The sequence below is a fragment of the Oribacterium sp. genome (genome assembly GCF_057249185.1).
Window position 1 is genome coordinate 1 of the sequence record NZ_DBHIGR010000005.1, and the last position, 24,108, is coordinate 24,108.

A 24,108-nucleotide genomic window follows, 5' to 3' on the forward strand; every position below is an offset into this window, starting at 1 on the left:
AAACCTTTCATGTGCCGTGGGTTATCCTGGGTGGAGTTCCCGAAGTTTTTTATTTGCCGGATTCGATAGCAGATTTTTTCGCTATCATATTCCTCGCGATACAGTGCTATACTGCGTGTTCTTTTCTTAATCCTTAATGCGATACACCTGTAAGGCATTTTCCGTGGTTTTTCGAATAATTTCTTCCTCTGAAATTCCCTTTAATTCCGCCAGGCAGGAAACCACATAGCGAAGGTTTCCGGAATGGTTTCTGCTTCCTCGAAGAGGAACTGGACTCATGTAAGGGCAATCCGTTTCCAAAACGATGTGGTCTAAAGGAATCTCCGTAGCCACCTGCTTTAACTTCTTGGCATTGGAAAAAGTCAGTACACCGCCGATTCCCACCATCATACCCAAATCAATAAATTGCTTGGCTACTTCCAAGGGATAGGAAAAGCAATGCACAATTCCCCCATTGACATAGCCCTTATGGTCTCTAAGCAAATGGTAGGTGTCCATAGCCGCATCCCGGGAATGGAGTACCACCGGAAGATTTCTTTTCCTGGCCAGCTCCATCATGGCAATAAAGCAGTCCTTCTGTACCTCCGGGTCCGGATTGAACTCTTGCATCTCCGTGATTTCCCCTTTGGCAAAGGCCTCTGCTTCCTGCTCTTTTTCCACCCTGGAGCGCTTATCTATCCGAAAATAATCCAGGCCTATCTCTCCCATGGCCACTACTTCCTTTTCCTGGCTCAGGGTATAAATCTCAAGTAGCGATTCTTCCGTAAGCTCATCCGCATTTTCCGGATGAAAACCTACCACTGCATATTTTTGAAGTCCCGGAATAAAAGGCTCTCTCGCCAAACGAATAGCCGCCTTGGAGCTTTCCAGGTTATAACCGATTTCGCAAATCCGGTCTACGCCCTGCTCCGGAAGGGAGCGGAGTAATGCCTCTCTATCTTCCGCATAACATTCATCATTGTAATGGCAATGGGTATCAAAAATCATCTTCTTCTCCTTTTTGATTTCTGTTTTCCTTACTGACTCTATCCCTCTACGCGGTAATCTTTGCCCCTAGGTAAATCAAAAGATAGAAAAAGCCAAGATGCAGGGGGTAATACAGGTAGAAGAAACGGCTGAGGGAAATTCGTCCCTTTTCTCCATTGTAAAAGGCAATCGGGAGGAAGCTCACTGCCGCAAAGCAGTAGCTTCCATAGGACAGCGCCGCTGACAGCGCAGCCCCTGAAGACAGACGCAATGCCTTTTCTTTTCGAAAGTTGTACAGAGCGGCAATCAGGAAAATGCCCAGTGCCCCGTAGTCTGCCCGAATCAGCTCCGCAATGGCGGCACAGGACAGCACCGCAGCCCATTTGTAGAAAACGTTCTTCCGAAAACGATGCATCCCCTCCATACACAGCACGCCCAATGCCAGAGTAAAACCGATATTTTGAACGGTAAAATTATAGACCTGATTGAAAAATGCCAGGTCAAAGGGCACTTCCGAGACTATGCCCATCAAAAGCAGTCTGAAAAAATATTTCTTTCGGTCGTGGCTATGGCGGAAGCCTTCCGTCAGGAGAAAGGCATAAATCGGAAAGGCCAGTCTGCCGATAATGCGAAAGATTCTATAGATTTGGAGCAATCTGTGCCCCTCCTCTGTTGCGATGGCCATTTGAAAATACTCGGTAGAATAGCCGTAAAGCTTTCCGTTTAGGATTACGATGGCGGCAAAATGGTCTATAGTCATGGAAATAAGGGCAAGGAGCTTCAGCAGAAACGCGGAAACTCCTCCCCCTTTTTTCTTGGTATTCAAAATGGCCTGGTAGTTCGTCATATTATGAAATACTTGCTCCTGCAGGCATATCCGCCAGGGAGGTCATCAGGGAAAGCTTGCCCTCTTCGTCAATGGCGGAAAGGAGCATGCCTTCGGACTGATAGCCGCAAATCTCTCTGGGAGCCAGGTTGCAAAGCACCATAACTTTCTTACCCAAAAGATCTTCCGGCTTATAGCTGGACTTGATACCGGACAGAATCTGCCGAACCTCCAATCCTACCTGTACCTTAAAGAGCAACAGCTTTTTAGACTTCTTCACTTCCTCTGCATGGATAATCTTTCCGATACGGAAGTCACATTTGTCAAAGTCCTCATAAGAAATCTCAGCCTTAAAGGGAATGTCAATGCCCTTCTCAAGACCTGTTCCGGCCTCTCCTGCAGAACAAGCAGCTATTTTCGCCGCCTTCCTGGCCTCTTCCTTCTTTTCCTCGGCCTGTGCCTTGGCAATCTGAGCCTCGGTAATCTTCTCCACTTCCTTCTCTACTTCTTTCCAATCCTTTCTCTCAAAGAGAGTCTTGGGGTCCGCCACCACCTTATTACCGGAGGGGTATAGACCGAAGTCAGAAAGGGAAGCAAAGTCTCTTTCCGTAGTGGAAAGCTGCTCTAAAATCTCCGCTCCGGTGGAAGGCATAAAGCTCTTCAACAAAGATGCACCGATAACAATGGATTCTGTCAGGTTGTAAAGCACGGTTCTCAAACGATCCGCCTTGCTCTCTTCCTTAGCCAAAACCCATGGCTCCGTCTCATCAATATATTTGTTGGAGCGTCTGAAAATCTCAAAAATCGCGGTTAAGGCATCCGCCACCTTTAGCTCGTCCATCTTGGATGCGGCAAGCTTTGCCTGCTCCAAAACGGTGTTCTTCAGATCCTGATCCACCGGCTCTGTCACGCCCTTATCTTCCACGATGCCGTCAAAGTACTTATTGCTCATGGAAATGGTACGCTTTACCAGGTTTCCTAAAATGTTGGCCAGCTGAGAATTAAAGCGCTCTACCATCAGCTCCCAGGAGATGACACCGTCATTTTCAAAGGGCATCTCATGCATAACGAAGAAACGCACCGCATCCACGCCAAAGAGTCTTACCAAATCGTCGGCATAGATTACATTTCCTCTGGACTTGGACATCTTGGTACCCTCATCCGACTTGGCGGTAGCGGTAAGTAACCAGGGGTGTCCGAAAACCTGCTTGGGCAGGGGAACATTTAAGCTCATTAAGAAGATGGGCCAGTAAATAGTATGGAAGCGGACAATGTCCTTTCCAATCAAATGCAGGTCCGCAGGCCAATACTTCTTGTAACGCTCCTGATGCTCACCGTCCACATCGTAACCGATACCGGTGATATAGTTGCTTAGAGCATCCAGCCAAACGTAAACTACATTTTTCTCGTCAAAGTCCACCGGAATTCCCCAGGTAAAGGAGGAACGGGACACGCAAAGATCCTGTAAGCCCGGCTTTAAGAAGTTATTCACCATCTCATTTTTCCGGGAAACCGGCTGAATAAACTCAGGATGGCTTTCGATATACTCCATCAGACGATCCGCATACTTGGACATTCTAAAGAAGTAGGCATCCTCACTGGCCTTCTCCACCGCTCTTCCGCAGTCCGGACATTTTCCGTCCACAAGCTGGGAATCGGTCCAGAAGGACTCACAGGGAGTACAGTACCAGCCCTCGTATTTTCCCTTATAAATGTCCCCGTTCTCGTACATCTTTCGGAACATCTTCTGCACTTGCTTTTCGTGATATTCCTCTGTGGTACGCATAAACTTATCATAGGAGGTATCCATCAAATCCCAGATGGTATGGATTTCTCCCACCACCTCATCCACGAATTCCTTGGGAGTCTTTCCTGCATCCTTGGCCTTCCCCTCAATTTTCTGTCCGTGCTCATCGGTTCCGGTCATGAAAAATACATCATAGCCCTCATAACGCTTAAAGCGGGCAATGGCATCAGCCAGGATAATCTCATAGGTATTCCCGATATGGGGCTTTCCTGAGGCATAGGCAATGGCGGTGGTAATATAATAAGGCTTTTTTTCCATAGACTCTCCTTTATCTCTTTTATCTTCTTCATCCTGCAAAGAACAGTTTTTTCGACATCTTTACAAGAGCCTGAAAACAGGAAATTTCTGCTTTCTCTCTATATTCTATAAACATTCCTAGTCTAACATAGATTTTTCACTAGTCAATAAAATGTCGTCAGGAAGGGGGAAGAGCGGGGTTGTCCAGGCGTGCTTCAATAAGTTTTGCTATATACATTGCCCCTCCTAGTTCCACCTAATAGCCTTGAAACAGAGGCACACTCTCGCTAACCTCGCCTCGTAGGGGATACTAAGCGAAAAACTGCAGTTCCTTTGTTTTTCGCAAGTACCCACGGGCTCAGATTGCCTCTTCTTTCAAGGCTATTGGTGGAACTTCGGATTATTCACCTTTCTTTATTATATCAAGGCAAACGGAATGCCGCTCGCTCCGTGAACGATACCCGTTGAGAAATATGCAAAAAAGAGCGGCGTCACCTAGGCAAACACCGCTCTTTTGAAAGTATCTTTTGTTTAATTTGCTGATTTACTTGTAAGCAAATCCATTCCGGATTATTCGTCAAAATGCTTATTGAGTAACTCGTCCACTACGGGAACTGTGATGGTGGATTGGTTCAGTGCCTTGAAAGCCAGTGCCAAGAAAATACAGGTTTTGAAAATGTCAATCGCCTGGGTAATCAAGGACCAAAATGCGGTAATGGCACGTGTGCCGTCATTGACATTGATAACGGACAGGGCGGTTCCCACCCATTTAAAAACATCCGGAATCAAGCCCAAGAGGCTCAGCAGAAAGCTAAAGAAAAGCATCGTTGCTAAAGCCTTCACTGCGGATTTCTTCAACCAAGCATCCTCTTCCATCAGAAAAATATAACCCACAGCAAGTAAAATCGCAGTGTAGTTTCCCAGCACCGCCAGAACATAAACGCCGGCAGCTGCTAAGCCTACAGATACTCCTAATTTTGTTTTCATACTCTTCTTTCCCCCATGCCTAACTATGATGCTTTCAGCACACAAACAATTAGTTTCCGTTTACTGCGTTGTCAACAGCATCCTCTGCCTTGTTTACAGCCTGTTCTGCCGCGTTCTCCACATGATCTGCTACCTGCTTAGCTGCATCCACAGCACCTTCTGCAGCATTTTCCACCTTATCGGCAGCCTGATTTACAGCTTCCTTTGCATCCGCTGCCACATTCTCTACCGCAGCCTTGCCTTCATTCTTTAAAGCATTCAGCTTTTCCTGAATCTCCGCAATCTTTGCCTGTGCAGCATGAATCTCTTCAATAAAAGCCTTAAATTCTTCGGAAGGAGCGTTCTCAAAAACCTCAAAATACTTCTTACCAATTTTGCTGTAAACTGCTGAAATCTTCTTTTCCTCATCATGAATCTGGGAATTGAACTTAGCAGTATCTGCCATTTCCTTACCCTTTTGCATTACGTCCTGACTTGCATCAGAAAGCTTCTTTCCTAAATCATCAAAAAATCCCATAGTATCCTCCTTTTTTTTCATCGCCCTATCAATACTATCATTTTTCCAATCTAAGTACAATTCTATTTCTTCACTTGTACAATACCATTCACTACCCATCTTCCTTCAGCGTCCACCATAAAACCATCCGCAGTCTTTTCATTTCTATAAAGATGTCCTTCGTTATTTTCGCTGTTTGCTCCAAAGTAGTAGCAATATCCATCAATCCAATGCCAACCTGTTAACATTCTACCCATCCAGCCATCGGAGATTGGGAAGAGATAATATTTACTTCCGTTTAACTCTATCCATCCGGTAACCATATAACCACTATCTAAAAAATAGTACCAATAGGACTTTCCATTATACGTTTCATAGCCCCAGCTATTTTTCGGGTAAGTTCCATCCTTTCTTCTATACCACCAGCCTATTTCATCTTTCACCCATTCTCCCTCGGAAAGAGAACGTTCCACACCGAGAACCTGTCCGGAAGGACTTGCCTTAAAGGAAGTATATCCACCACTGGATGAAGCACTACTTCTACCGGAACCGCCACTACCTCCGGAAGATATTCCGCCGGTTTCGCTCTTTGATTCCTGAAACAAAACAGTGTCCGGGGAATACAAATCTACCTGTAAGCCGCCACTATAAGGGTCAATGGCCTCTAAAGAGGCTGTCTTTTTATCCAGTTCCCACTCCTTGTCATTTACATAAAACTTTGTTACTAAATCACCATCTAAACCGTCAAAGCTAATTCGGTATGGTAGATCTCGGATTGCCAAGGACTGTAATCTTAGCCGATAAGCACCCGGCTCAGTAATCTTATCTCCTGCTTGATAAGAAATCTCCCCTGAAAGGCTTTCCAGCCTAAGATTCTCCCTTATGTTCTCCATAGGAATCTCTACAGACTCTTCCTTTCCATCCTTTACAATAATGCCTTGAGCATTCTTTTCCCAAGTTCCCTTTCTAAGGACTTCTCCCGGTCTGCTGTATTTAAGTTCTTTTTCCGGAATATATAGTCGCAATTCCTTCAAGGGAAACTCTTCTGTCAATCGAAAATCTTTATGAAACTCAAGCTTGGTTACATCTTCCTCTCTATCGTCTACCCAATAGCAATAAAAGGAATAGGGTACGGTAAATGATTGGCTTGAAGACCATGGAACAGAAAAAGAAAGAGTTAAATCCGTCCGCAAGCTAAACTCATAATTCGGATTCCTGGACGCAAGCTTTATTACTGTCTCATACTGTCCGGGTTTGTATTTACTTCCATTCTTTTCTCTATAACTTTGCCAAAGAGCTAATTTACTATTTTCACCTACAAATTTGTAGTAATAAATAACAGAAGAAATCTCAAGGTCTTCTGCATCAAAATACAGATTCTTATCGGTACCTTTCTCATGCAACTTAAGCTTTATTCCCTGTAAATCAAGTTCCTTCACCCACATCTTATCCTTAGGCTTATTCGGCATAATTCCTTCTAGGGTCCCTACTTGAAACTGAATTTCATCTATCGTTTTCTTTTCAGATTTCTCCGTAGGAGCATTTGCACTACTTACCGAAAAAAATCTTGCTCCCGGAAGCGATGCCAAATTAGAGGAACTTACAGGTAGGTTTTCCTCTTCCATTTCTGTTGCTTCCACCGTTTCTTCTACTTCCACTCCTGTTCCTTCGGCAAAAGAGGGAATCAAGCTCAGTGTGGAAATCAACAGAGTCCCTAAAGCCAATACTATTCTCTTTCCTTTTTTCAATTTAGACCTCCTGAGATTGTTAACAAGACTTAGTACTTCTTTTTAGTTTAAAAAAATTCATTCATCAACTAATCTTAACTGTATTTTATTCTAATTTTTCTATTATTTCTATAGTTTTTTTATATTAAAGACGGTATTTAGTGAATATTCAAAATAAAAAAGAGCCTAGGGCTCTTCATCGTATTAAATGAAACTCCGAGTATTGCAAACAATAATCTTAGTGCCCTAAGAGCAGACTTTTTATCAGAAAAACTGTCCTGCTACAGACCAACTTCCAAAGGAATTTGCTTTGTAACGCAAAGTGAGCAGTGGATAAAAAATCCACTGCTCAGTCAGGGTGAGGTTAGCGAGAGCATGCCCCTGTTTCAAACCTATGTTACAGGACGCGACTGAAGTCAATCCTGCTTTATCTTATATTTTAAATTCCGCCACCTGCTTCTCCAGTGCCTTAGCCTCCTGGTTCAGCTCTTCGCTGGCAGCGCCACTTTCCTCTGCAGTTGCGGTATTTCTCTGTACCACATCGGAAATACTGTTAATGCCTTCTCGCACATCGGATACGGCCTTTGCCTGTTCCTCTGTTGCCTTGGCAATTTCATTTACCAAATCATTGACCTGACCGGAGCCCTTAACCACATGCTGCAGGGAAACTGCTGTATGCTCTGCAAGCTTTGCTCCTTCTTCCACGGCCCGTACGGTTTCTTCAATCAGGGTGGTGGTATCCTTTGCCGCATCGGCGGATTTTTGTGCCAGGTTTCCTACTTCATCCGCTACTACTGCAAAGCCCTTACCGTAGCTTCCGGCTCTTGCCGCCTCGATGGCCGCATTTAAAGCCAAAATATTGGTCTGGAAAGCAATATCGTCGATGGTCTTAATAATCTTGGAAATTTCTCCGGACTTATCGGAAATTTCCTCCATAGCCTTCTGCATCTTCTGCATTTGCTGGTCAGCCTTCTCCACCTCGCCCTGGGTGCTCTGAGCTTCCGCATTGGCAAGCTTGGTATTTTCCGCACTCTTTTCCACATGGTCGGAAATCGCACGAATTCTCTCGGATAACTGCTCAATGCTTCCTGCCTGTTCAATGGAACCCTGGCTTAAGGACTGGGCACTGTTTGCCACATTTCCTGCAAACTCGGAAACTCTTTCAGAGGAAGTCTGAATATTTCCAATCAAATCGGTAAGCTTTCCGGACAAGGCATTTAAAGCCGCCTTGATGCAAGCAAATTCTCCGTTATACTCATGCTGTAAGGAAATGGAAAGTTCTCCCTCACTCATCTGATTCAATACCTGAGAAATTTCTCCGATGTAAAGCTTATAATTCTTTAGCTGTTCGCCCAAACTCTCTAAGGAATGAGCCAAAGCGCCAATCTCTGTCTGATCTTTTACGGTAATCTTTTCATCCAAAGCACCCTGAGACATCCTTTCCACAGACTTGGAAAGCTTCACAATGGGGTGAGCAATACGATTTCCTACCAAGACAGCCAAAACCAACATAAAAGCTGCAAAGAGGACAGAGAAAACCGTAAAGGTCAGTTTAAAGCTCTCCAAGCTTCCGTAGATTTCATGATAGCTTGGCACCGCCACGATCTTCCATCCGTTTTCCAGAGTGGTAAAGCCCATTAAAATGGAGGACTTTCCGCTTCCTTCATGGACAAAACCGTGGTCCTTATCCTGCATTTCCTTGAACGCATCGGCATACTTACCGTCTTCAATCTCCTGGAAATTCTCACCGTTTTGATACTGGGCATGGTAGAGGATTTTACCCTCCGCATTGATTAGAAAACTGCTGTCTCCCTCATACTTCTGATTTTTCTTTAACAAATCATCCAAGTAGGCAAAGTCGAAGTCCACACCGGTTACACCGTAGTTGTCTCCATTTTTCAGATAGAAGGGAACCACATAGGAAATGATGGTCTTGGAAATGTTGGCATTAAAGTAAGGCTCCATCCAAGTGGCTTTTTTGTTGGCCAAGGGGGTATAGAACCAGCCTACATGCTCCGTGTCGGTAGGCTCATAAGCCGCCAAATCTGTAGGGGTAACCGCCTCCAGCTTTCCGTCTCCGTCCGTATCGGTATAAAAGGTTCCGGAAGTACCGTAGGTTAATGCCGGATCGTAACGAACATAAGAAGCTACCAGGCCGGGAATATCCTTGGTGCCGTCCACCAAAAGATTATTCATATTGCCCTCAAAGGACTTAAAGTAATCCAAATCCTTTGCCTGAATTCTATCCTGGTCGGGAATATCTGTTACCGCCAATTCGATAACGCCTATTCTGGTTTCAATTTCAGATAAAACGGTATCCACGGCACTTCCCATCTGCACCGCTGCGGATTCCATAGCCGCATCCCCTTCTTTTGTACTCTTTTTCTCCATAAACTGCAGGAACACAAATCCCAGCAAAAGAAAAACTACCAATATTGGTAGCAAGATGGATAAAATAAGCGTATTCCGTAATGATTTCATTTCTCCCTCCTTGGTGGGTTCCTTCTTATGCTTCCATGCTGCAAGAAGAAAGAACATTTATAACAATTCTATAAACTGTATCGGCGGGTGGAATTGGGGATATAAGGAATTTTTAAGACAAAATAGTGTAAGTTTGAAAAACGAGAAAGACTATTAAAAAAGAAGGGATTGTAAAAAAATCAAAACATTTTTCTAAGCAATATAGGTCTGAAATGGGGGCACGCTCTCGCTAGCTTCGCCCTGCGCAGTGAAGGACTGCACTTGTTATAAGAAAGCGCTCTGATGCAGTGTAGGTCTATAAATGGGGCACGCTCTCGCTAGCCTCGCCTCGTAGCGGTACTAACTTCAAGCTTCGCTTCACTCGCTTTCAGTAAGTACCGACGGGCTCAGACTACCCCTATTATAGACCTACACTGCATCATTCGCTTCAATTATTGATTTTTACAGTCCTTCACTTCACCGATCTTTCGCAAGTATAGGGCTCAGACTGCCCCTCATTCAGACCTATATTGCCGAAAATTCTTTATTGTTTTGATTTTTTACAATCCCTTATTTTAAAACGAGGACTTACGTAAGAAACACGTAAGCCCTCGTTTTATGGTAAAAATTACTTTCTGTTGAATGCGCCGAATCCGGGATAGCATGCTGCTGCACCAAGTTCCTCTTCGATGCGAAGAAGCTGGTTGTACTTTGCCACTCTCTCGGAACGAGAAGGAGCACCGGTCTTGATCTGGCAGGTATTTAATGCTACTGCAAGGTCAGCGATGGTGGTATCCTCTGTCTCTCCGGAACGGTGAGAAGAAATAGCGGTGTATCCTGCCTTGTGAGCCATCTTGATAGCCTCTAAGGTCTCGGAAACGGAACCGATCTGGTTTAACTTAATCAGGATAGAGTTTCCGCATCCCAACTTAATTCCCTTGGAAAGTCTCTCGGTATTGGTTACGAAAAGGTCATCACCAACGAGCTGAACCTTGTCTCCAAGCTCCTTGGTCATCTTCTCCCAACCTTCCCAGTCTTCCTCGTCCAGACCGTCTTCGATGGAGTAGATGGGATACTTCTCTACTAAGGACTTCCAGTGAGCAATCAGCTCATCGGAGGTGAAATCCTTACCGGACTTGGGCTGATGGTAGAAGCCCTTACCCTTTTCGCTCTTCCACTCGGAGGAAGCGGCATCCATAGCCAGAACGAAATCCTTACCGGGCTCATAGCCTGCTGCCTTGATAGCCTTTAAGATGTGCTCAATGGTATCTTCATCGGAAGCTAAGTTTGGTGCAAAACCACCCTCATCTCCTACTGCAGTGGTATTTCCCTCATCCTTTAAGATCTTCTGTAAAGCATGGAATACCTCGGTACACCAACGAAGTCCCTCACGGAAGGAAGGAGCGCCTGCAGGCATAATCATGAACTCCTGAGTATCTACGGAGTTGGTAGCGTGTGCTCCACCGTTTAAGATGTTCATCATAGGAACAGGAAGACGGTTTCCATTTGCTCCGCCTAAGAAGCGGTAAAGAGGAATGTCTAAAGCGTTTGCTGCAGCCTTGCAGGTTGCGATAGAAACAGCAAGGATTGCGTTAGCGCCCAGCTTGGACTTGTCCTTGGTTCCGTCAGCCTCGATCATAGCCTGATCTACAGCATAGATATCCATAGGATCCATTCCCAGTAAAACGTCGTTGATGATGGTGTTGATGTTCTCTACAGCCTTAACAACACCCTTTCCGCCAAAACGAGACTTATCTCCGTCTCTTAACTCTAATGCTTCGAATTCTCCTGTGGATGCACCGGAAGGAGCAGTTCCTCTTCCGATAGTTCCGTCAGACAGCATAACCTCTGCCTCAACGGTTGGATTTCCTCTGGAGTCAATAATCTCTCTTCCAATGACCTTCTCAATCTCTAAGTAGCTCATCTTACCCTCTCTTTCTCTTGCAAGCCTATGGCTTTGCCAGAAACCAATTTTAAGATTCCTTTAAGAATCTATAGATTAAATCGCAACCCTTATACTAATAGATTGGGCATATCGTGTCAAGAAAGAACTACTGTTTCTCCCGATAATGCCCCCTAAGAAGCCTAAGTTTTTAAAAATAAAAAATCACTCTTTCTTCAGTAGAAAAAACGAACTATTTTCCGGGGAAAATCCCTCGAAGCACTCTGGGATTTCCGGCAAGATCCGGAAAAACTTCCACCGCTTCATATCCTTCTTTTTGGAAAATGTCTTTTACGCTCTCTCCTTGGTCGTAGCCGATTTCCAGGTAGAGCCTTGCTCCCGGAAGCAAAACCGCCTTTGCCTCCTTGGCAATCCGGCGATAAAAGACCAGTCCGTCCTCCCCCCCGTCCAATGCCATCTTAGGCTCATACTCCGAAACCTCCCAATCCAAGCCGGGAATCACCTTGCTGACGATATAGGGAGGATTGGAGAGCAGTAGGGAAAATTTCTTTCCCCGCACCCCCGTCAATAAGTCACTTTGCAAGAGCGTAACATTTTCCCCTAAATGCTTTTCCGCATTTTTCTTGGCCATCGCCAAGGCCTTTTCCGAAAGATCCACCAAAAGCAGTTCCTGATAAGGCAAATGCTTTGCCACAGAAATCCCGATGCAACCGCTGCCTGTACATAGATCCAAAATATTTAGGGAAGAAGAATTTGCTTCATTTTCCACAGTATCCTCATGCTTATTCGAAACATGCTCCGAATTTCGCTTTTCCGCATAAGTTTTTCCGGCCTGCTTCGCCAAGTCTGCATAGTCTTCCAAGACCAAGTCCACCAAACACTCTGTATCTGCCCGAGGAATCAGTACATCTTCATTGACAAAAAAATCCAGTCCGTAGAAGCTTTGTCTTCCCAGAATTTGCGCCAAGGGAATCCGTCTTCTCCGCTTTTCAAAGTTTTCAAAAAAGGAATGAAGCTTTTCCAAGATTTCCGTTTGTTCTCTTTCCGTCTTGCATAAGGACTCTTGTTTTCTAAGAAGATAGCCGGCGGTATTCAGAGAAAAGCTCTCCTGTAAAAGGAGGCGGACTTCCAATGCCGCCTCCTCTTCTTCTACCCCTGCTTCCACAAGAAGCTTCTTCCCCGTTGTTTCTATTTTTTGCAAGCTTGCTTCCTTAAGTTTCGGAAAGCCCAGATCTTCCCAGGAAGCTATCCAATCTTCCATCACGCTTCCCCTTCCTCAGAAACCGCCTGCTCGGAAATCGAACTTTCAGAAACCGCCTGCCCGGAAATCACCTTCCCCGAAGCCGTCTTCTCCGGAAAGGCCTTCTTCTGAAAGGCTCTCCAGTCAAAGACCCGCTCCACCGCCGCAATGGCCACTTCCACCTCATCCCGCTCCGGCTCCTTGGTGGTTAAGCCCTGCATCCACATACCGGGAATAAAGAGCAGTCGGGTAATGGGATTGTCCACCATTCCCACCAGACGAAGCACCTCGTAGCTGATGCCCGCAATCACCGGAATCAAAAGCAGTCGGGAAAGAATCTTTAAATACAGGCTGTCAAAACGCAAAAACATAAACAGAAAGATAGAAATCATCATTACATAGACAATAAAGCTGGTGCCGCAACGCTTATGCTCCTTGGAGGAAGCCATCACATTGTCTACAGTCAAGTCCAGCCCATGCTCCACACAGTTAATGCATTTGTGCTCCGCCCCATGATATTCAAAGGTTCTGCGAATATCCTTCGCCCGGGAAATCAGCTTAATATACAAAACAAAAATCAAAATACGAAGTAAGCCCTCCAAAAAGGCCAAGGCCGACTCAATAGGAAGAAATTTCTTCACAAAGCTCAGTAAAATGGTGGGCAAAGCCACAAAGATAAACAGAGCCATAGCAAAGGAAAAGACCATCACCAGGGCGGAAAGCACCTGCTCCACCTTCTCTCCGAAAAGCTTGTCCAAAAGCTGTTCCAGCTTTCCCGGCTCGCTTCCCTCATCATCTTCATAAAAGCTGGCACTATGGCTAAGGCACTTCATCCCCAATGCCATGGAATCATAAAAGGATAAAATTCCCCGCAAAAAAGGGAGACGAAAGAAAGGGTATTTGTCCGTTAAAGACAGATACTCTCCCTGTATCACGTCAATACTGCCGTCCGGCTTCCTTACCGCAACGGAATAGTCCTCTTTATTCTTCATCATAATGCCTTCGATCACTGCCTGACCACCGATACCACTATATACCTGTTTTTCCAAAATTCTTCCTTTCCAAAGCTCTTACTATCCGGCTATACAAAAAGATTTCTATTCTTTCTTTTCTATTTTGAAAATAATCTCCTAGCTCCAAGCATTTTCAAAACACACAGAAGTTTCAACGGGACATAAACTAATTATCTTTCCGGAATAGGAAGAATTATACTAAAGTACCGGCCTTTGAACAATCGTTCCCAAGAAAGTATCACGCTTTTTTCATAAAGATTAACAAAAAAACAGGGCCAAGGCCCTGCTTTTTACTGCTGCTGCATTCCAAACTTCTTATTGAACTTATCGATTCTACCCTTAGCGGATGCCAGCTTCTGGTTTCCTGTGTAGAACGGATGACACTTGGAACAGATTTCTACGTGAATTTCCGGCTTTGTGGAGCCTGTTACAAATGTGTTTCCACAGTTACATGTTACGGTTGCCTGGTGATAAGTTGGATGAATACCTTCTCTCATTTTCTCTCCCTCTTTCTGCATGATTGCCAACCATGCGGTTCGTCTATCCCTCTTGGGGATTCCTTGGTTTTCATAATGCATGTGCTATCTATAAATAATAGCACTTTGTCAGGGCGTACCCCTTAGCCGTACCAAGATAGCACAAAGTCTACAGAAAGGCAAGTCTTTCTTCCGGAATTGCTTAGAATCTTATAATTGCTTATTTTTTCTTTTTCTTGTACTATTTTAATAGTTTCATATTGGAGAATCGGCTAGGAAAATCCCCCTCCCCCGGCAGTGAAGGAGCAGAATTTTTTCATGAAAAACACAGAAAACGGCAAGTTACTTTTACATCATTTTCTCCCGAACTGGGAGCGTTATCTTTTAATGTCCATCGTTCCTATTTACTTTATGCTCATCAGTCTTACCCAGCAAAATCCCATGAGTATTTTTGAAGGTGTACGGGAAATCATTGTACAGCCGGATATCTTGATTACGGACTATTTTGTGGTAGGCGGCGTGGGAGCGGCATTTTTCAATGCGGGATGCCTCACCATCATTTCCCTGGGCTTACTCTGTATCGCCAAATCCAACTTTGACGGAAGCTGTATCATGGCCTCCTGCCTGATGTTCGGCTTTTCTCTTTTCGGAAAGAATCTTTTAAATATCTGGGCTATTATTCTGGGTTATGCCCTTTATGCCAAAATTCACCGGGTGCCCTTCCGAAAATATCTTCATATCGGACTTTGCGGCACCACCCTCTCTCCGATTATCACCCAGATTCTGCTGATTCCCAACCTGCCGAATCTTTTACAGCTTCTGCTGGCTCTTGCGGTAGGACTTATTATCGGCTATGTCTTGATTCCCATTTCTTTGCATACCAAGCACGCCCACATGGGTTATTCCCTGTACAATGCCGGCTTCGCCTGCGGTATTATCGCCACCATCATCATTTCCCTGATGAAATCCTTCGGAGTGAAAATCGAGTCCCGACTGGTTTGGGATACCGACCACAGACTCTTCGGCTTCTACAGCCTGCTGGCGCTCTTTCTCGCCTTGATGTTCCTTGCCCTTTTCTTCGGAAGGAAGGAAACTCTTCAGGGCTATCGGGATATCCTGAAGGAAAGCGGCCAGGGCAATCCGGACTTTTTAAAGAAATATGGAGACTATCCCACCATCTTCAATATGGGGGTAAACGGTCTTGCCATGACTTTGATTCTCTACATTTTAGACGGAGACTTTAACGGTCCCACCATCGGTTCCATCTTCTGTCTGGTGGGCTTTAGCGCCACCGGAAAGCATCTCCGAAATATTTTACCGGTAATCTTCGGCGTAATTCTTGCCGGAAGCCTGAAGGTTTGGTCCGTGCAGGACCCCAGCTCCACCCTTACCCTGATTCTTGTGACCACCCTGGCTCCCATTGCGGGGGAATTCGGCATTTTCTGGGGAATCGTAGCCGGTTTTCTCCATTCTTCCGTTGCCTTAAATGTTGGAATTCTATATAATGGGACAAATCTTTATAACAACGGCTTTGCAGGAGGCGTGGTGGCAATTTTCCTTGTGCCCATCATCCTCGCTATCAAGGACAGACAGAAGCCTATGGCGATTTATGATGAGGAAGCGAAGAAACTTGCCATCAAAGACAAGCTTTTTGACAAGCCGGAGGTAAAGCTTCCGAAAAATATCTTCTGGAAATAGAGAGTAAGAGGAATTCTATGCAAGAAAATAGAGAAAAAGTCATTGTACAAACCAGTATTATCGGAATTCTGGCCAACCTGTTTTTGGCCGGCTTTAAAGCAGGAGTTGGAATTTTTTCCAACTCCATTTCTATCACCCTGGACGCGGTCAATAACTTAACGGATGCTCTGTCCTCCGTAATTACCATTGTGGGAACCCGCCTGGCCAATAAGGCACCGGACCGGGAGCATCCTCTGGGACACGGCCGAATCGAATATCTTACCGCCAGCATCATCAGCCTTTTAGTGCTTTACGCCGGTTTCACATCTTTAATCGAATCGGGAAAGAAAATCCTCCACCCGGAGGAGCCCAGCTACAGTGTGATTTCCTTAGTGATTATTTTCGTAGCGGTTTTGGTGAAATTTTTCTTAAGCCGTTTTGTTAAGTCCAGGGGCGAAAAGGTAAATTCTCAAAATCTCATTGCCAGCGGGGAAGATGCGGGAAATGATGCCATTTTATCCTTATCCGTATTTCTGTCCGCCCTCTTTTTCCGTTTTACCAAGATTTCTTTAGAGGCTTATGTAGGCGTGGTGATTTCCCTCTTTATCCTGAAGACCGGTTGGGAGCTTTTACAGGAAACCCTTTCCCAGATTCTGGGAGCCAGAGCGGACAGCAAGTTCACCAAAGAGATTAAGGAAACCATCAATGCCATTCCCGGGGTTTTCGGCACCTATGACCTTTTCCTCCATAACTATGGTCCGGATACCTACCTGGCTTCCGCCCATATTGAGGTGGCGGATACCATGCACGCCGCAGAGCTGGATGCCCTCATGCGAAAAATCGAGCGGAAAATATACAAAAAGTTCCACGTGGTTATGGCGGGAATCAGCATTTACTCCCGCAACACGGAAAATAAGGAGCTCCTCAAGCTCCAGCAAGAGATTCATGACCTGGTTCTGTCCAAGGAGCATGTTTTGCAAATGCACGGTTTCTATGTGGAAGAAGAGAAAAAACGAATTCACATGGATATCGTGGTAGACTTTGAGGAAAAAGACAGTGACGGCCTCATTGCCAATATTCGGAAAGAATTGGAAGAAAAATTCCCTGACTACCAGTTCCTGATTACCCGGGATTTGGATATTTCCGATTAAATGCTATACTGTAAAAGTGAAAATCAAATTCCAATAAGGAGCAAACATGATTATTACCAAAACCCCCTTTAGAATGTCCTTTTTCGGTGGCGGCACCGATATGGAAGAATATTTCAAAGAGCATGGCGGAGCGGTGCTCTCCACCACCTTTGACAAATACTGCTATGTGAATGTCCGGCATTTGCCTCCTTTTTTCGACTATAGCACGGAGCTTTCCTACTCCAAGACGGAAAGAGTCTCTTCCCTCGAGGAAATCCAGCACCCTGCTATTCGTGAGGCTATGAAAATGTTGGATATGCAGAAGATTCGTTTGAATTACGAGGCGGATCTTCCCGCCCGTTCCGGCCTTGGCACCAGCTCCTCCTTCGCGGTGGGCATGCTCCATGCCTTCCACGCCTTAAAGGGAAAGTATGTGGGAAAGAAAACCCTGGCGGATGAAGCCATTTATCTGGAAAGGGTGCTTTGTCAGGAATCCGGCGGCTGGCAGGATCAGATTGCCGCAGCCTTTGGGGGCTTGAACCATATCGAATTTTCCCAAAACGGCTATACCGTAAGCCCCATCCTCATTTTCCCGGAAAGAAAGAAGGCTCTGGAAGAGAATCTGATGCTCTTCTTCACCGGCTTCACCCGCTTTTCCTCCGAGGTACAAAAGGAAAATAAAAAATCCTCCCCTCAGGACAAGTTAAGTCTTTTGTCCGAGATGAAGACTTTGCTGGTGGAAGCAGAGGATGTGTTACAGGATAAGCACAAGGATTTAAATGACTTCGGTCGACTTCTGCATAAGACCTGGGAATTAAAGCGAAAAACCGCAAAAACCATCAGTACCGACAGCATTGATGCCCTTTACGAAAAAGGTCGTCAGGCAGGAGCCCTTGGCGGCAAACTCCTTGGTGCCGGCGGCGGCGGCTTCCTCCTCTTCTATGTGGAGAAGGAAAAGCAGGGAAAGGTTTTAGAAGCCATGAAGAACTTGATTCATGTGCCCTTCTCCTTTGAAAATGACGGCACGCAGGTGTTATATTACGCTCCGGAGCGTCTGGAGGAGTAAAAGGCATTGGCAAGGTCTCTTACGATAAAAATAGAGGGATGGAAATATTCAAGGCAATGTGATTCTATTTCATGCGTAACGGTCTAAAAAGAGGGTAATCTGAGCCCGTCAGTACTTAGTGAAAGCGAACAAAGTGAAGCTTGAACTTAGTACTGATACGAAGGCGAAGTTAGCGGGAGCGTGCCCGAATTTTAGACCGTTACAGCATGAAATGTATTACCTTTATTCCATCTCTCTATTAATTTCCATCCCTCTATTATTTTTCTTCGAAGGCCTTGCAAATGTCTTCGATATACTCTAAGGAGCCCCGAAGCTTCTTATACTCCTCCGCGAAGGAGAGGTTATTAATATCTGCTTCTGTATAAGGGGCTCTAAACATTTTGTGGCCGCTGTAAATGGCGATATAGAGCAAATCTCCTTTGATATAGATTGAAAGCTCCTGTCCTGCAAATTTCTCGGAAAATACCCTGAGCACTTCCGGGGTTAAAAAGCGTCTTGTTCCAAACTCATCCGTGGCATAGATGTCAAAATGCTCATTGTGCTGAATGTCTTCCGTATCCAGCTTCATCTCCCCTTTTCCGCAGCCGGGATATCTGTACTGGACTTCATTTTTTAAAAGAAAGGCTCTATCCGTAGGGACAATGCGAACTTCTCCCTGCACTGTCACCGGACTCTTCATACAATACAGCTGTCCTGTAAAATCATACACCGTGGTGGAATGTTTTCCTCCTGTTGTATGATAAGACTCCAGATTCCCCATAAGGAGTCCTCTGTCATCGTGAAAAAACAGAAAGGTATCTTGCAGGTATTTTTGAGACTTTGGGGTGAATCTTACCACATCCTCCAGGGCAATTCCCTTCTTTTCCACCGTTAGGTCCGGATAAAAGTTCTGTAGTAGCGGCTCCAGAACCTCCTTGGCATAAACATCCTGAAGGCTTTCTTGCTTACCGAAAAACATTCCCGGCAGCTTATGATTCATATTGTAATAAACCAAAAAACCGCCACCAATCAAAAGTATCCAAGTAAGCATGCTTTTCGTTGCGGCAAAACGAAATAGTAAAAGCAGGAGAAACAGAGCAAGGTATTTTGCTGTAGACCACCTTTTGATATCCAACATTCTCTTCCGAAGCCCTTGAAGCTTCATTTGAAACTCCGCGCTGTCCTCCATGTCCTCAATCTTCTGTAAATCCTCTTCCAAAGTTCCTAACATAGATGTCCTTTCTATACATTGAGCTGCTTTAGGCTACGCCAAGCTAAACTTCAAGTTGCCTTATTGCCATCCGATGCATTTGTTTTATCACAAAAGCAGGCAGAAAAATCCCTATATCTTGACTTTTCCGCCTGCCATACACACTTATCAGGGCTTTAAGCTATTTGCCCGTTCTGAGCAAATGTTTTTTATTCTATTAATCAATATTGTAATCCAAATCCTCTAAACTTCTCTTCCCCTCTAAATCCTCATGCAGAAAATCCACCTTACCAAGTCCCTTGATTCCTGCCACTAGACTTGTGGGGAAGCTTACAACAGCCTGATTGAATACACGTACATTACTGTTTACAATCCGCTTTGCTGCTGCCAAATCTTCATTCTCACTGACAATCTCGGACTGCAGGTTTAAAAATTGCTTAGAAGACAAAAGCTCCGGATAATTCTCTCCTACCATACGAATCTGTGCCAATACATCATTTTGGTTGGCAATCGCACGGTTCGTATCCTGAATACTTCCTCCCTGACGCAAAGCTACCAGCTCGGTAAATACCTTCTCCTCATGCTTGGCATAGGCCTTAGCCACCTTTAACATTTCCGAAATGGTGTCAAACCGCTTCACCAAGGTAATATCCACGGTCTTCTTGGATTCTTCAATAATAACCATGTAACGATTCAGCATATTGCTCTGTCCGATAAACCAAACAAGAACAATTACGATAAGGATAATGGGTACTAAAACCATATGCAGTTCCTCCTTTTTTCCGGTCGCCCTGAGCTCTTTTCCTAAGGTCAGGGCACTTACGTGCAAAGCTTCTTTGCCAAAGAATTCAAGCAGATTTCTTAAATCTCGGCAGAAAACAGTAAAAAATAGTTTCGTTGCTTATTATACTAAGAAACTTGAAAAATTCAAGAAATTTCTTTACTCTTGCACCTGCTTGGAAAAATTTGCAATAAAAGGAATCTTCCGAAGAGCGGTATAAAGAAGCATGGAAATCAACACACTCATCACCGCCTGAATGGTATTGGTCAAAATTCCTGCAGAGGCTACACCAAAATCAAAAACGAAGCTTTCCGCTACAAAGTATCCTACTACAATAATCACTCCACCGATAAGCGTCGCCAAAAGAGCGGAGGAAAAGCTTTTCTTTTTGCCGTAGACGGTAGCTACCAAAAAGCCTTCAATTCCCTTTACCAAAAAGGTAATCGGAACAAATACCGCATAGCCCAAAAGCAAATCCGCCAAGGCTGGACCGATGGCACCTACCAGCGTTCCTTCTTTTCGTCCCAAAAGAAGAGCCGCCAGCATAATCACCGCATCTCCTACATTAAAATACCCCCGAATACCGGGCACGGGAATCTTGGTAAACATCGTAAGCAAAGTAGATAGTGCAATCAACACCGCCGTGATTGCGATTCCCAATGTAGTAAAACCGGATTTCGTATGCTTCTGTACTGATGTTGTAGACATGTGCAGCTCCTTTCAAGGAATAAACTGGTTTTTTCTAACATTAAGGACTATATCTCCAAACAGCAGATTTGTAAATATGTATAATTTTTTATTTTCAAAATGATATTTTATTATCTATTTTGTCTTCATTCGTTGCTTCCCTATAAAACAAAAGAAAAATGAGGCTGTAAAATGGAGTGTAAGTACCAAAATAATTTTCTAAGCAATATAGGTCTGAAATTGGGGCACGCTCTCGCTAGCCTCGCTACGTATCGGATACTAAGCGAAAAACTGCGATTCTCTTGTTTTTCGCAAGTACCGACGGGCTCAGACTCCCCCTCATTCAGACCTATATTGCCGAAAATTTCTATATTATTTTGATTATTTACAGCCTCAATTTGATTTTTACAGCCTCATTTTGATTATTCGGATGCGTTTTCTGTGGAAACTTCCTCACCCTTTTCGATGCCGCAGATGGACAAAGCTTCATCCACATTTTCCACGGGACGAATCTCCAGCTTATCCTTTACCTCTTCCGGTACATCCCGAAGGTCATCTACATTTGCCTTGGGAATCAAGACAGTCTTTACCCCTGCACGCTCCGCAGCCATCAGCTTCTCCGGAAGTCCTCCGATTGGATTTACCTTTCCTTCCAGAGATACTTCTCCTGTCATGGCAATCTGAGGGCAAACCGCCTGTCCTGTCACCAAGGAGGATAAGGCTACGGTGAGGGTTACACCTGCTGAGGGGCCATCCTTCGGGGTGGCTCCGTCAGGAACATGGATGTGCAAGTCATTTTCCTTAAAGAAGCTTGCCTTCTCCGGGAACATGGACTTCACCAGACTGATGGCAATCTGGGCAGATTCCTTCATTACATTACCCAACTGTCCGGTGATGGTGAGCTTGCCCTCTCCCTTGGTAGCAAGAGTCTCGATAAAGAGGATTTCTCCTCCCACCGCGGTCCAAGCAAGACCTGTGACCACGCCGGCTCTTCCCTTTTCTTCCACAGCTCTATGATGAAGAGGATTCATATCCAGGTATTCCTGAAGATCCTCTTTTCCTACGGTAATCTTCTCGCCCTTTCCTCTTACCAAATGTACAGCGGCAATTCTGCAAAGGGTATCCAAACGCTTTTTCAGTCCTCGCACACCGCCTTCTCTGGTGTAGTCGGAGATGATGCTTTCCAAAGCTTCATCACTAAGCTCCACATTTTCCGGCTGAAGTCCTACATTCTTCAAAGCCTTCTTCATCAGGTGCCGTTTACCGATTTCAAATTTCTCCCTGGGAGTATAGCCCTGATACTGAATCACCTCCATACGGTTTAGGAGAGGTGCGGGAATACTGTCCGTAGTGTTTGCGGTGCAAATGAAGAGTACATCGGAAAGATCATAAGGTACATTCATATAGTGATCCGTAAAGGTATTGTTCTGCTCCGGATCCAGTACCTCCAGCAAGGCTGCTGCAGGGTCTCCATTATAGGAGGAGGAAAGCTTATCTACCTCATCCAATACCATAACCGGGTTGGAAACTCCCGCCTTATGGATACCGTCCATAATTCTTCCGGGCATAGCCCCCAGATAGGTTCTTCTGTGACCTCGAATATCCGCCTCATCTCGCACACCGCCCAAACTTACCCGGACATATTTTCTGCCAAGAGCCTTGGCAATGCTCTTTCCAATACTGGTTTTTCCCGTTCCGGGAGCACCTACAAAGAGAAGGATGGAACCGGACTGCTGTTTCTTTAAGTTCATGACAGCAATCTGCTGAATCATTCTTTCCTTTACCTTCTTTAAGCCGAAGTGGTCTTCGGAAAGAATCTTCTCCGCCTCGTCCAGGTCAATGCTCTTCTGCTCTTCCTTCTTCCAGGAAAGTCCTGTCACAAAGTCCATGTAATCATAGAGCATACCTGCCTCTTGCCCGTTGGTACCTTCATTTTTCAAACGATTTAAAATCTTAGAGGCTTCCTTCTTGGCAATCTCATTCATGCCGGATTCTTCAATCTTAAGCTCCAGCTTTCTTAAATCGGAAACCTTCTCCGGGTGCATCTCATCCAGCTCTTTTTGCAAATAGTCGATTTGCTTTTGTAAAGCCTGCTCCTTATAGAGCTTCTGGTAGTCCTCCTGCTGCTGATTTCTGGCATCGGAGGTAACCTTGGTGACCTCTACATATTCATAAAGAATCTGCTCCAGCATCTTGGTACGAACGGAAAGTCTGTCCTCCTTAAGTACCTGGTAGCGCTCTTCATTTTTCAAACTAAGCCAGGGGGAAAGAATGCAAGCTACCTCTTGGATAGAGCCGTACTGGTCTATCATGGTTTGCATAATGCTTCCCGCCCTAAAACGGTCCACCAAAGTCTTTAATTCCGCCTTGATTTCCTTTAGCTTTCTGTCGGAATCTTCCCGATCCAAGTCCTCAATATCCCTTAATGGGGCAGTTTCCAGTAACAGGGGCTCCCCTTCTTTTTGAGTCAGCTCCAGAATTTTCACTCTCTGTCCTGTACGAACCACCACATAGCCGTCTCCGCTGATTTCCGTAACGCTTCCCTCTACCGCAACGGAGTGGAACTCTTCCTTCCTTAAATCCTTGGTATTAAAGCTGTCTTCCTTTAAAACAGCCAGTAATACATGGTCGTCCTGTCTGATTTCCTGTCCTGCAATATTTTTAAAGCTTTGTACCTGGAAATAAATGTAGGAATGGGGAAGAACCATCATATTATAAACTGGAATTACCCGCATCATTTTTCCTCCTCTATACTCTGTCATATTGTCTTTGGCTCGTTCTATACCGTTTTGCGACTCTGCACTCTGCTCCACTGCGTTTTGTCCTGTGCTTTGTGCCGCTGTATTCGATTCTGCGTTCCGGGCCGCTGTGTTCTGCTCTTGCCTTGCAAGGCTCTGCTCTTCCGTCTCAGGCGCTACGGCATTATGCCCTTCGGTGCTTTGTACTCCGATACTTTGCCCGCCGAATTTTTGTCCTACAGAGTTTCGCGCTTCAGAACCTTGCCCTTGGGCTCTTTGTCCCGTAGAGCTTTGTGCTTCATTTCCCTGTTTAGAATTCTGCTTTTTTAGCATATCCTGAGGAATATCCCGAGAAATGGCAGAAATCCGCCCCCTTTTCTTCTTTTTTAAAAGGGAACGGATTTGTTCCAAAATATCTTGCATACTCATATACATATCCCTTCTGAAACAAGAAAAAAGCTTCTTCTCTTCTTCCTCATTCCTTTACGTTTTTTCTCATTTGTTAGCAATCATCATTTTCGAGTGCTAAATCTTTTCAAAGAATAACACCCTCCTAAGAGGGTGTCAAGGTCTTTAGAAATTCTTTCGATTTAGACTGTTTTTTAGCTCTTTATGAGGCATAGTCGGAAGATAAATCCCTTACTTTTCTTCCTAATATTTATTCGGAAGCTTCTCTCCTTACTTTTCTTCCTAATATTTATT

At 44.8% G+C, this 24,108-nt stretch carries 18 protein-coding genes; 3 read left to right on the plus strand and 15 right to left on the minus strand.

Features of this window, described 5'->3' with window-relative positions; translation table 11 throughout:
* Positions 1-126 precede the first annotated feature (126 nt).
* The 11 genes from ACO4PX_RS00615 to rpmE all read right to left on the minus strand — a co-directional run bounded on the left by ACO4PX_RS00615 (position 127) and on the right by rpmE (position 14,159).
* Complete coding sequence (locus ACO4PX_RS00615; protein ID WP_485570899.1) at positions 127-987, minus strand: TatD family hydrolase; 861 nt, start codon at positions 985-987, stop codon at positions 127-129.
* Between the two features lie 46 nt (positions 988-1,033).
* Entirely contained in the window at positions 1,034-1,813 is a 780-nt protein-coding gene (locus ACO4PX_RS00620) for a TraX family protein (RefSeq protein WP_485556413.1), read from the minus strand.
* A 1-nt stretch (position 1,814) separates the two neighbouring features.
* Positions 1,815-3,857 (minus strand): methionine--tRNA ligase, encoded by a 2,043-nt coding sequence (gene metG / locus ACO4PX_RS00625; protein WP_485570901.1) that lies wholly within the window; start codon positions 3,855-3,857, stop codon positions 1,815-1,817.
* Positions 3,858-4,406: 549 nt separating this feature from the next.
* Complete coding sequence (locus ACO4PX_RS00630) at positions 4,407-4,823, minus strand: hypothetical protein (protein ID WP_485570903.1); 417 nt, start codon at positions 4,821-4,823, stop codon at positions 4,407-4,409.
* A gap of 49 nt (positions 4,824-4,872) precedes the next feature.
* Complete coding sequence (locus ACO4PX_RS00635; protein ID WP_485570905.1) at positions 4,873-5,340, minus strand: hypothetical protein; 468 nt, start codon at positions 5,338-5,340, stop codon at positions 4,873-4,875.
* 62 nt (positions 5,341-5,402) lie between these two features.
* The gene (locus ACO4PX_RS00640) at positions 5,403-7,067 is read right to left on the minus strand and encodes an N-acetylmuramoyl-L-alanine amidase family protein (RefSeq protein WP_485570907.1); all 1,665 of its coding nucleotides are present in this window, start codon (positions 7,065-7,067) and stop codon (positions 5,403-5,405) included.
* 411 nt (positions 7,068-7,478) lie between these two features.
* Positions 7,479-9,527, minus strand: coding sequence for a methyl-accepting chemotaxis protein (locus ACO4PX_RS00645; RefSeq protein ID WP_485570909.1), 2,049 nt, complete (start codon positions 9,525-9,527; stop codon positions 7,479-7,481).
* A 607-nt stretch (positions 9,528-10,134) separates the two neighbouring features.
* Positions 10,135-11,430: a phosphopyruvate hydratase gene (gene eno, locus ACO4PX_RS00650; protein ID WP_485560466.1), complete on the minus strand. Its 1,296-nt coding sequence runs from the start codon at positions 11,428-11,430 to the stop codon at positions 10,135-10,137.
* Positions 11,431-11,641: 211 nt separating this feature from the next.
* On the minus strand, positions 11,642-12,670 hold the full coding sequence (gene prmC / locus ACO4PX_RS00655) for a peptide chain release factor N(5)-glutamine methyltransferase (RefSeq protein WP_485570911.1): 1,029 nt from the start codon (positions 12,668-12,670) through the stop codon (positions 11,642-11,644).
* Positions 12,670-13,698: a DUF1385 domain-containing protein gene (locus tag ACO4PX_RS00660; RefSeq protein WP_485570913.1), complete on the minus strand. Its 1,029-nt coding sequence runs from the start codon at positions 13,696-13,698 to the stop codon at positions 12,670-12,672. Before ACO4PX_RS00660 ends, prmC begins: the two co-directional genes overlap by 1 nt.
* Positions 13,699-13,952: 254 nt before the next feature.
* Entirely contained in the window at positions 13,953-14,159 is a 207-nt protein-coding gene (rpmE, locus tag ACO4PX_RS00665) for a 50S ribosomal protein L31 (RefSeq protein ID WP_040649303.1), read from the minus strand.
* Positions 14,160-14,456: 297 nt separating this feature from the next.
* Between rpmE and ACO4PX_RS00670 the strand changes: the two genes are divergently transcribed.
* The 3 genes from ACO4PX_RS00670 to ACO4PX_RS00680 are packed head-to-tail and all read left to right on the plus strand — an operon-like array spanning position 14,457 to position 18,011.
* Positions 14,457-15,836 (plus strand): DUF1576 domain-containing protein, encoded by a 1,380-nt coding sequence (locus tag ACO4PX_RS00670; RefSeq protein WP_485570915.1) that lies wholly within the window; start codon positions 14,457-14,459, stop codon positions 15,834-15,836.
* Positions 15,837-15,853: 17 nt separating this feature from the next.
* Entirely contained in the window at positions 15,854-16,966 is a 1,113-nt protein-coding gene (locus ACO4PX_RS00675) for a cation diffusion facilitator family transporter (protein ID WP_485570917.1), read from the plus strand.
* 46 nt (positions 16,967-17,012) lie between these two features.
* Positions 17,013-18,011: a GHMP family kinase ATP-binding protein gene (locus tag ACO4PX_RS00680; RefSeq protein ID WP_485570919.1), complete on the plus strand. Its 999-nt coding sequence runs from the start codon at positions 17,013-17,015 to the stop codon at positions 18,009-18,011.
* Between the two features lie 256 nt (positions 18,012-18,267).
* Here ACO4PX_RS00680 and ACO4PX_RS00685 read toward each other — a convergent pair whose 3' ends face one another.
* From ACO4PX_RS00685 to lon, 4 genes are all read right to left on the minus strand, one after another.
* Positions 18,268-19,221 carry a DUF3137 domain-containing protein gene (locus ACO4PX_RS00685; RefSeq protein ID WP_485570921.1) on the minus strand — a complete coding sequence of 318 codons (954 nt, stop codon included), beginning with the start codon at positions 19,219-19,221 and terminating at the stop codon, positions 18,268-18,270.
* A gap of 196 nt (positions 19,222-19,417) precedes the next feature.
* Positions 19,418-19,963, minus strand: coding sequence for a LemA family protein (locus tag ACO4PX_RS00690; RefSeq protein WP_314634913.1), 546 nt, complete (start codon positions 19,961-19,963; stop codon positions 19,418-19,420).
* A 177-nt stretch (positions 19,964-20,140) separates the two neighbouring features.
* Entirely contained in the window at positions 20,141-20,689 is a 549-nt protein-coding gene (locus ACO4PX_RS00695) for an ECF transporter S component (protein ID WP_485570923.1), read from the minus strand.
* 401 nt (positions 20,690-21,090) lie between these two features.
* Positions 21,091-23,841 carry an endopeptidase La gene (gene lon / locus ACO4PX_RS00700; protein WP_485570925.1) on the minus strand — a complete coding sequence of 917 codons (2,751 nt, stop codon included), beginning with the start codon at positions 23,839-23,841 and terminating at the stop codon, positions 21,091-21,093.
* Between the last annotated feature and the right edge of the window lie 267 nt (positions 23,842-24,108).

Coding starts and splice junctions, on each gene's coding strand:
- ACO4PX_RS00645 (WP_485570909.1), bottom strand. CDS start 9,527: ATGAAATCATTACGGAATACGCTTATTTTATCCATCTTGCTACCAATA.
- prmC (WP_485570911.1), bottom strand. CDS start 12,670: ATGGAAGATTGGATAGCTTCCTGGGAAGATCTGGGCTTTCCGAAACTT.
- ACO4PX_RS00635 (WP_485570905.1), bottom strand. CDS start 5,340: ATGGGATTTTTTGATGATTTAGGAAAGAAGCTTTCTGATGCAAGTCAG.
- metG (WP_485570901.1), bottom strand. CDS start 3,857: ATGGAAAAAAAGCCTTATTATATTACCACCGCCATTGCCTATGCCTCA.
- ACO4PX_RS00630 (WP_485570903.1), bottom strand. CDS start 4,823: ATGAAAACAAAATTAGGAGTATCTGTAGGCTTAGCAGCTGCCGGCGTT.
- ACO4PX_RS00670 (WP_485570915.1), top strand. CDS start 14,457: ATGAAAAACACAGAAAACGGCAAGTTACTTTTACATCATTTTCTCCCG.
- lon (WP_485570925.1), bottom strand. CDS start 23,841: ATGTATATGAGTATGCAAGATATTTTGGAACAAATCCGTTCCCTTTTA.
- ACO4PX_RS00685 (WP_485570921.1), bottom strand. CDS start 19,221: ATGTTAGGAACTTTGGAAGAGGATTTACAGAAGATTGAGGACATGGAG.
- rpmE (WP_040649303.1), bottom strand. CDS start 14,159: ATGAGAGAAGGTATTCATCCAACTTATCACCAGGCAACCGTAACATGT.
- eno (WP_485560466.1), bottom strand. CDS start 11,430: ATGAGCTACTTAGAGATTGAGAAGGTCATTGGAAGAGAGATTATTGAC.
- ACO4PX_RS00615 (WP_485570899.1), bottom strand. CDS start 987: ATGATTTTTGATACCCATTGCCATTACAATGATGAATGTTATGCGGAA.
- ACO4PX_RS00620 (WP_485556413.1), bottom strand. CDS start 1,813: ATGACGAACTACCAGGCCATTTTGAATACCAAGAAAAAAGGGGGAGGA.
- ACO4PX_RS00690 (WP_314634913.1), bottom strand. CDS start 19,963: ATGGTTTTAGTACCCATTATCCTTATCGTAATTGTTCTTGTTTGGTTT.
- ACO4PX_RS00695 (WP_485570923.1), bottom strand. CDS start 20,689: ATGTCTACAACATCAGTACAGAAGCATACGAAATCCGGTTTTACTACA.
- ACO4PX_RS00675 (WP_485570917.1), top strand. CDS start 15,854: ATGCAAGAAAATAGAGAAAAAGTCATTGTACAAACCAGTATTATCGGA.
- ACO4PX_RS00680 (WP_485570919.1), top strand. CDS start 17,013: ATGATTATTACCAAAACCCCCTTTAGAATGTCCTTTTTCGGTGGCGGC.